A 1,729-nucleotide genomic window follows, 5' to 3' on the forward strand; every position below is an offset into this window, starting at 1 on the left:
CTCCAATCCAATAAGGAGATACGATACACGGCATCCGTCACTACCCACTGGCCGGGGAATATTAACCCCGTTCCCATCGACTACGCCTTTCGGCCTCGCCTTAGGGGCCGGCTAACCCTGCGCCGATTAGCGTTGCGCAGGAACCCTTGGACTTTCGGCGAGAGGGTCTCTCACCCTCTTTATCGTTACTCATGTCAGCATTCGCACTTCTGATACCTCCAGCAGCCCTCACGGGTCCACCTTCATCAGCTTACAGAACGCTCCGCTACCGCGCGTCATAAGACGCACCCGCAGTTTCGGTGTATGGCTTTAGCCCCGGTACATTTTCGGCGCGGAGACCCTTATTTAGACCAGTGAGCTGTTACGCTTTCTTTAAATGATGGCTGCTTCTAAGCCAACATCCTGGTTGTTTTGGGATCTCTACATCCTTTCCCACTTAGCCATAACTTAGGGACCTTAACTGGCGGTCAGGGTTGTTTCCCTCTCCACAATGGACGTTAGCACCCACTGTGTGTCTGCCCTGCAGTACTTCCTGGTATTCGGAGTTTGGTTAGGATCAGTAAGGCGGTGAGCCCCCATAGCCCATCCAGTGCTCTACCCCCAGGAGTATTCACAGGACGCTCTACCTAAATAGATTTCGCGGAGAACCAGCTATTTCCGAGTTTGATTGGCCTTTCACCCCTAGCCACAAGTCATCCCCGAATTTTTCAACATTCGTGGGTTCGGTCCTCCAGTGCGTGTTACCGCACCTTCAACCTGCTCATGGCTAGATCACTCGGTTTCGGGTCTAATCCAACGAACTAAAACGCCCTATTAAGACTCGCTTTCGCTACGCCTACACCTATCGGCTTAAGCTTGCTCGTTAAATTAAGTCGCTGACCCATTATACAAAAGGTACGCTGTCACCCTTACGGGCTCCAACTGTTTGTAAGCATTCGGTTTCAGGTACTATTTCACTCCCCTCGTCGGGGTACTTTTCACCTTTCCCTCACGGTACTGGTGCGCTATCGGTCGACTAGGAGTACTTAGGCTTGGAGGGTGGTCCCCCCATGTTCAGACAGGATTTCACGTGTCCCGCCCTACTCAAGGATCATATCTCTTTCTACCCGTACGGGGCTATCACCCACTAAGGCCAAGTTTCCCAACTTGTTCCGGTTCTTAAAATATGACCACTGGCCTGGTCCGCGTTCGCTCGCCACTACTAGCGGAGTCTCGGTTGATGTCCTTTCCTCCGGGTACTTAGATGTTTCAGTTCCCCGGGTTTGCCCCCTTGCGGGTACCCTTGCGGGTGGGTTGCCCCATTCAGAAATCGCCGGATCAAAGCTTATTCGCAGCTCCCCGACGCTTATCGCAGCGTATCACGTCTTTCATCGCCTCTAGTCGCCAAGGCATCCACCAAATGCCCTTAAGACACTTGATCACTCTCATTAGCAATAATCATAAAGGACGTTTTGTTCAAAACGTCCATGATAGCCAACAAAAGCAAAGCTTGATTTCAACTTGGCACACATTGAATAGATCAATATGTATCAAAGACATACATAATGTATGTCTAGACCAGTTCATGAGACACAACTGGCGGGGCAGCGGTCAAGCGCCCCCATGGAGACACTTCCTTACGAAAGTGTCTTAACTGGCTAGCTGTCACCTACCGCAATTCCATAAGGAACTGGCGCGGCAAGCGGCCAATCATGTCTTCTCTTCAAAATGTCACAGAACAAGCAAACTT

At 51.1% G+C, this 1,729-nt stretch carries 1 rRNA gene; it reads right to left on the reverse strand.

Annotated elements, in window-relative coordinates:
* Nucleotides 1–1,420, reverse strand: a 23S ribosomal RNA gene (locus AC3CB2_RS23445); the annotation flags it as partial.
* Between the last annotated feature and the right edge of the window lie 309 nt (nt 1,421–1,729).

Source organism: Pseudovibrio sp. SCP20 (assembly GCF_057774105.1).